Raw genomic sequence first — 7026 nt, 5'->3', positions numbered from 1 at the left:
GGGGGGGGGGGCCGGGCGGCCCCCCCCCCCCGGGGGCCCCGGGGGGGGGGGGGCGGGGCCGGGGGGGGGCCCCCGGGGGGGCGGGGGGCCGCCCCTCGGGGCCGGTTCGGCGGCCCTTCTCGGTGGCCCTTCTCGGCGGGCCGTCTCGACGGGCCGCCTCAGTGGGCCGAGTGCTTCTCCGCTCCCCGGTGCCGGTGGCCGGGCAGCTCGGCGTGGTGCGCCGGGCCGGAGGCCATCGCCGGGGCCGCGAAGGCGCGGCGGCCGCCGTGGCTGAAGACGGCGTCCCCGAAGTGCGGGGCGGACGAGCCGCCGGCCGCCCCGCCACCGCCCGTCATCGGCGGGCGCATGCCCGGATCTGCGGTCATGGACCGGCGCTGGAGCATCTCCTGCATGCCGGTGCGGAGCTTGGTCATCGAGCCCGTGGATCGCTTGGTCATCGTCGACCTCCGTTCGGCGAACGGTCGCCCCGCCGGTGTGCGCGGCGATCCGTACGCCAGGCAGTTATGCCCGGATTCTAACCTTCTGACCCATTACGTCCACCCATCGACCGCCCGGGCCGGGGGCCGTCAGCGGTACTCCTCCTCGTCCAGGTCGACCACCCGGCTCTGCTCCGCCGCGTCCGCGTCGTCCGCGTCCTCGTGGCCGAGCGCCCGGCGCTCCCGCAGCTGCTCGTAGTCGTCCCCCAGGTGGTCGGCGACGTCGCGCTCGGCGTCCACCGCCTCCTGGACGACCGGCGCCGCCTCCGCCTCGAAGTCGTCGTAGTCCTCGGGGAACTCGGGATTCTCGGGGTTCTCGCGCATGGCTCCGTCCCTGCTGGTTCGAAGGGCCACTGAGGCCCAAGGGCCTCTAGCAGTATCCGCCCGGCACGGGCACGGTGCGTACCCTCGCCCGCCCGGCGGCGTGTCCTCCGGCCGACCGGGTGGGTGGTGGGGGGTCAACCGATCGGATGACCCCCTGGTCGGCCGGGGCGTCGACGAGGAAGGGGCGGTTCCGGGGCGAGGATCGATGACGAGAGCGGGAGCCGGTGGTTCCCCCCAGATCCTGAGTGGAGCAAGTGGCATGCAGAAGAAGACTGTTCGGGTCCGCGTCCTGACCGGTGCCGCCGTCCTCGCGGTGGCCGGGGCCGGCACCGTCGGCGCGCTCTCCGCGACCGCCGCGCCGAAGAGCGACACCGCCCAGACCACCCAGGCCGCGCCGGCCGCCGACATCAAGAAGAACGACACCTTCACCAGCACCCACCTGACCGTCGCCGCCGCCACCAAGGCCGCCCAGGCCGCGCTGGACGCCGCGCAGAAGGAGAACCAGCGGGTCTCCGTCGCGGTCGTCGACCGCAACGGCAACACCGTGGTCACCCTGCGCGGCGACGGCGCCGGCCCGCAGTCCTACGAGTCGGCCGAGCGCAAGGCGTTCACCGCCGTGTCCTGGAACGCCCCGACCTCGGAGCTGGCCAAGCGTCTCGCCCAGGCCCCGAACCTGAAGGACATCCCGGGCACCCTCTTCCTCGGCGGTGGCGCCCCCGTCGCCGACAAGGGCGCCCCGATCGCGGGCATCGGCGTGGCCGGTGCGCCGTCCGGCGACCTGGACGAGAAGTTCGCCCAGGCCGGTGTCGCCGCGCTCGGCAAGTGACCCGGCGGGCGCCCCGGCACCTGACGGCCGGTGCGCCCCGCCAGGACCGGTGGCCACCGGCGGAGACCCCCGCGCGCCGGTGGCCGCCCTCCCCCACGGGACGCCCTGCTCAGCCCTCCGCCTCGAACTCGTCGAGGAGGGAGGCGAGCAGGGCGTCCTCGTCGTCGTTCCCGGGGCCGGCCACGATCCGGGAGGCCAGCTCACGCAGGGTCAGCTGCTCCAGGAAGAGCTCCAGCGGGACCTCCAGGCCGAGCTCGTCCCGGAGGCGGGCGAGCAGCTGGACCGCGGTGAGCGAGTCCCCGCCGGCGCCGAAGTAGGTCTGGGTCGCCAGCTCCTCCGGGCCGTCCAGGCCGAGCGTGGCCACCAGCAGGGCGGCCACCCGCTCCTGGTCCGCCGCGGCGGCCGCGGCAGCCACGGCGGGAGCGGCCTGCGCGACGGGGAGGTCCCCGGCCGGGGCGGAGAGCGACCGGGCGCCGCGCGGCTCCCCCGCGAAGGGCAGGGCCGGCAGGTGCACCCGGCGGGTGCCCGGCGGGAGGGCGGGCCAGTCGACCGGGCCGCCGCGGGCCCACTCCTCGCCGGAGGGGTCGGTGGCGGCGGGGGTCCGGCCCTCGGCCAGTGCGGCGAAGGCCTCGGCCGCCTCCCGGCCGTCGGTGGCCACCACGTGGGCCCGGACGTCCAGCGCGGCCCGGCCGGTGCGCAGCGTCCGGGCCACCCCGGCCAGCGGCAGGCCGTCCACCGCACCGGCCAACCGTCCTGCCAGCTCGGCGAGTTGATCGGCGGTGCGGGCGGAGACCGGCAGCACCACGGCACCGGTGGGCGGGGGCTGCGGCGGCGCCTCGGGGGCCTCGGCCAGCACCAGGTGGACGTTGGTGCCGCCGATGCCGGTGCCGTTCAGCCCGGCCAGCCGGGGACCCTCGGCCGGGGCCTCCCAGGCGGCGGGCGCCGTGACCAGCGAGAACGGGGTGCCGAGCAGGTCGGGGTGCGGGCGGGAGACGTTGACGGTGGGGGCCAGGGTGCGGTGACGGAGCATCAGCGCGACCTTGATCAGACCGGCCACCCCGGACGCCGCGTCGAGGTGGCCGAGGTTGGACTTGACCGAACCGATGCCGCAGCCGGCCCCCTCCCCCGCCTTGCCGAACGCGGCCGTGGCGGCGGCGAGTTCGATCCGGTCGCCGAGCTCGGTGGCGGTGCCGTGCATCTCCAGGTAGCCGGCGTCCGAGGGCTCCAGGCCGGCCGCCGCCCAGGCCTCGACCACGGCGGCGCTCTGCCGGTCCACGCTCGGGGCGGTGAAGCCGACCTTGGCCGACCCGTCGTTGGTGACGGCGCTGCCGCGGATCACGGCGTGCACCGGATCGCCGTCGGCCAGCGCGTCCTCCAGGCGCTTGAGCAGGACCAGGCCGACGCCGTTGCCGGTGACCGTCCCGGCGGAGCGCTCGTCGAAGGGGCGGCAGCGGCCGTCGGGCGAGAGGACGTCGCCCGCCCGGTAGCGGTAGCCGCGCGGTTCGACGGTGTCCACCGAGACGCCGCCGGCCAGCGCGGCGTCGCACTCGCCGAGCAGCAGCGCCTGCACCGCGAGGTGGACGGCGGTCAGCGAGGTGGAGCAGGCGGTCTGCACGGTGAGGCTGGGGCCGTCCAGGCCGAGCCGGTAGGAGATCCAGGGGGCCAGGAACTCGCGGTCGGTCAGGATCCGCAGCTGGAGGCCGCCGAACCCGGCGGCGAGCGCCCGGTCCGTCTGGACGGCCAGGTGGTGCTCGGTGAGGCTGCCGCCGACGTAGACGCCGGTGCGGGCGGGCGGGTGGAGCGGGTCGTGGCCGGCGTCCTCCAGGGCGTTCCAGGCCGTCTCCAGCAGCAGCCGGTGCTGCGGGTCGAGGACGGCGGCCTCGGCCCGGTTGAAGCCGAACAGCTCGGCGTCGAAGCGGTCGGCGTCCGCCAGGAAGCCCTTGGCCGGGACGTAGTCGGGGTGGGACAGCTCCTCCTCGGGGACTCCGGCGGCGCGCAGCCGGTCCCGGTCGAAGTCGGTGATGGAGCAGACGCCGTCCCGCAGGTTGGCCCAGTACTCGGTGAGGTCGCGGGCGCCGGGGAAGCGGCCGGCCATCCCCACGATCGCCACGGTCGATGCGTCGCTGGTCATCCCTGGTGTCCCTTCGGGTGGTCGCTGGTGGTGCGGGTGCCGGTACGGGTGCGGGCGGCGGCCAGCCGCTCCCGCCGGGCCCGGCCGTGGCCGGCGGCGGCCGACCGGGCCTGCTCGGCCCCGTCGGCTCCGGCGCCGTCCAACCGCCGGGCCAGGGTGGCGATGTCGGGGTGGCGGAAGAGCTCCACCAGGCCGAGGCCGGGGTGGCCGCGCTCGCGCAGGGCGGTCTGGACGGCGAGCAGCCGGATCGAATTGCCGCCCAGCTCGAAGAAGTTGTCGTGCACCCCGATCCGCTCCACGCCCAGGACGGCGGACCAGAGCCCGGCCAGCGCGAGCTCGGTCGCGCTCCGCGGCGCGGTGTAGGGGCGGTCCAGCTCGGGCCGGGCGCCGGAGGGTTCGGGCAGCCGGCCGCGGTCCACCTTGCCGGAGCGGTTGAGCGGCAGCTCCGGCAGCAGCTGGATGGTCTCCGGCACCATGTAGCCGGGCAGGCGGTCGGCCAGCCAGCCGCGCAGCCCGGCCAGGGCCGGGGCCGCCGCCGGGTCGGCGGGCACCGCGTAGCCGGCCAGCCGCCGGTCCGTGCCGGTGCCGAAGACGGTGGCGGCGGCCCGCGAGACCTCCGGGTGGGCGGCCAGCACGGTCTCGATCTCGCCGAGCTCGACCCGGAAGCCGCGCACCTTGACCTGGCCGTCCACCCGGCCGAGGTAGCTCAGGGTGCCCTCGGCGTCGAAGCGGCCCAGGTCGCCCGTGCGGTACATCCGGCTGCCGGGCGGGCCGTACGGGTCGGCGACGAAGCGTTCGGCGGTCAGGCCCGGCCGGCTCTGGTAGCCCCGGGCCAGGCCGGTGCCCGCCAGGTAGATCTCGCCGACCACGCCGACCGGCACCGGGCGCAGCCGCGGATCCAGCACGTAGGCACGGGTGTTGGCGACCGGGCGGCCGATCACCACCGGCTCCCCGGGCCGCAGGACGGCGGTGGTCGAGTAGACGGTGTTCTCGCTCGGCCCGTACGCGTCCACCAGGCGGCGGCCGCCGACCGCCCAGCGGGCGACCAGCTCGGGCGGGCAGGCCTCGCCGCCGATGGCCAGGGTGCGGAGCTCGGGCAGCGCGCCGGGCGGGCAGGGCAGCGACATGGCGGCCGAGGGCGGCAGGAAGGCGTAGCTGGCGCGCGAGTCCCGGAGCCGGGCGAACAGCGGCTCGCCGAGCCGCTCGTCCTCCCCGGCCAGGTGCAGCTCGGCTCCGGCCACCCAGGCGAAGAAGAGGTCGGAGACGGCCACGTCGAAGCCGAAGGAGACGTACTGGAGCACCCGGTCGGCCGCCGTCACCGGGAACTGCGGACGGACGCCGACGGCCAGGTTGGTCAGGGCCCGGTGCTCGACGGCCACGCCCTTGGGGGTGCCGGTGGAGCCCGAGGTGTAGAGCACGTAGGCGAGGTCGCCCGGGCCCGGCTCGCCCACCGGGCGGACGGCGGGGGCGAGTTCGGGCCCGTCGCCCTCGCCGAGCACGCCGACCCGGACGCCCGGGCCCGCGACCCGGCCGGCGGTCGCCGGGGTGGCCAGCACCAGGGCGGCGCCGGCCTCGGTGAGCATGTGGGCCAGCCGGGCCGGGGGCTGCTCGGGGTCCAGCGGCAGGTAGGCGCCGCCGGCCCGGAGCACCGCGAGGGCGGCCACGGCCACCTCGGCGGTGCGCGGCAGACAGAGCCCGACCGGCACCCCGACGCCGACCCCGGCGGCGCGCAGCCGTGCGGCCAGGGCGTCGGCCCGGTCGAGGAGTTGACGGTAGGTCAGGATGGTCTCCTCGGCGACCAGGGCGAGCGCCCCGGGACGCTCGGCGGCGCGCTCGGCCACCAGGTCGTGGACCGTGCGGTCGGTGGTGGCGGTGGCGGTGGCGTTCCACCCGCGCAGGATGCGGTGGCGGTCCTCGGCGGGCAGCAGGCCGACCTCGGCGAGCGGCCGGTCGGGGCGGTCCAGCAGGCCGTCCAGCAGCTCCTGGAAGCTGCGTGCCCAGGCCCGGACCGTCCCCCGGTCGAACAGGTCGGTCCGGTGGAAGAACCGGGCCACCAGGTCCTCGCCCAGCCGCTCGACGTACAGCATCAGGTCGAACTTGGCGTCCGGCAGCAGCAGTTCGAGCCGCTCGGTGCGCACCCAGGGCAGGTCGAGCCGGAGCTCGGTGTCGTCGTCGTAGGCGAACATCACCTGCACCACCGGATCGTGGCTGAGCTGCCGCTCGGGCGCGACGGCGTCCACCACGGCACCGAACGGCGCGTCCTGGTACGGGCGGGAGGCGTCCAGCCGGTCCCGCAGCGCGTCCACCAGGTGGTGGAAGGAGCGGCGCTCGTCCAGCTCGGTGCGCAGCGCCAGGGTGTTGGTCAACATGCCCACCATGCCCTGGAGTTCGGGCAGGTCCCGGCCGGAGACCGGGAAGCCCACCACCAGGTCGCGGCGGCCGGAGATCCGGGCCAGGAAGGCGTGGTAGGCGGCGAACAGCACGGTGAAGGGGGTGGTGCCCCGGCGGCGGGCCAGCTCGGCCAGCCGGGCCCGGACGGCGGCGGTCAGCACGAAGCGCTCGGCCCCGCCACCGGCCGACTGCACGGCGGGGCGCGGCCGGTCGGTGGGCAGCTCCAGGGTGGCGGGCGCACCGGCCAGCAGTTCGCGCCAGTGGCCAACCGAGGCGTCGAAGCCCCCGCCCTCCTGCCGCTCCCGCTGCCAGGCGGCGTAGTCCGGGTACTGGAGCGGCAGTGGCTCCAGCTCCTCGCCCCGGTGCAGCGCGCCGAGTTCGGCCAGCATCAGCTGGAGCGACCAGCCGTCGCAGACCGCGTGGTGGACCGTCAGCAGCACCAGGTGGCCGCCGCCGGCCACCGTGTACACGGTGCAGCGCAGCAGCGGGCCGTCCGCCAGGTCGAACGGCCGGGCGGCCTCGGCCAGCAGCACCGGGCGGGCCTCCTCGACGGAGTCGACCTGCCCGATCCCGATCTCGACCCGGGCCCGTTCGGCCACCACCTGCCGGTACTCGCCGCCCTCGGCGCGCAGCGAGGTGCGCAGCGACTCGTGCCGGGCGACCAGGGCGTCCAGCGCCCTGCCGAAGGCGGGCAGGTCGAACGGGCCGTCCACCAGGAAGGCGGCCGGCACGTGGTACTGGGCGCTGCCGGGGTGCATCCGGTCCAGCACCAGCAGCCGGGCCTGGGCCGGCGAGACCGGGAACTCGTACTCCTCGGGCGGTGGGAGGGGCTGGGGTTCGGCCGACGGCGGGAGTGGTTGGGGTTCGGCGGGCGGCAT

5 protein-coding genes are annotated in these 7026 nt (G+C 76.6%); 1 reads left to right on the top strand and 4 read right to left on the bottom strand.

All coding sequences use genetic code 11. The features are described from left to right. Positions 1-158: 158 nt before the first annotated feature. Both ACIA8O_RS34160 and ACIA8O_RS34155 read right to left on the bottom strand, forming a co-directional pair. Entirely contained in the window at positions 159-437 is a 279-nt protein-coding gene (locus ACIA8O_RS34160) for a hypothetical protein (protein WP_396297910.1), read from the bottom strand. Between the two features lie 129 nt (positions 438-566). Next, entirely contained in the window at positions 567-800 is a 234-nt protein-coding gene (locus ACIA8O_RS34155) for a hypothetical protein (protein ID WP_396297909.1), read from the bottom strand. 259 nt (positions 801-1059) lie between these two features. On the opposite strand from ACIA8O_RS34155, the gene ACIA8O_RS34150 reads away from it, so the two are divergent. Beyond that, complete coding sequence (locus ACIA8O_RS34150) at positions 1060-1626, top strand: heme-binding protein (RefSeq protein WP_396297908.1); 567 nt, start codon at positions 1060-1062, stop codon at positions 1624-1626. A 109-nt stretch (positions 1627-1735) separates the two neighbouring features. Here ACIA8O_RS34150 and ACIA8O_RS34145 read toward each other — a convergent pair whose 3' ends face one another. Beyond that, a complete protein-coding gene (locus ACIA8O_RS34145; RefSeq protein WP_396297907.1) occupies positions 1736-3757 on the bottom strand; it encodes a beta-ketoacyl synthase N-terminal-like domain-containing protein in 2022 nt (673 codons plus the stop codon). Further along, the gene (locus tag ACIA8O_RS34140) at positions 3754-7026 is read right to left on the bottom strand and encodes an amino acid adenylation domain-containing protein (RefSeq protein WP_396297906.1); all 3273 of its coding nucleotides are present in this window, start codon (positions 7024-7026) and stop codon (positions 3754-3756) included. Before ACIA8O_RS34140 ends, ACIA8O_RS34145 begins: the two co-directional genes overlap by 4 nt.

The sequence above is a fragment of the Kitasatospora sp. NPDC051853 genome (assembly GCF_044452665.1).
In the GTDB taxonomy this organism is placed as follows: domain Bacteria; phylum Actinomycetota; class Actinomycetes; order Streptomycetales; family Streptomycetaceae; genus Kitasatospora.
The sequence above is the reverse complement of the archived record's forward strand: the minus strand, read 5'-3'. Positions and strand labels throughout refer to the sequence as shown.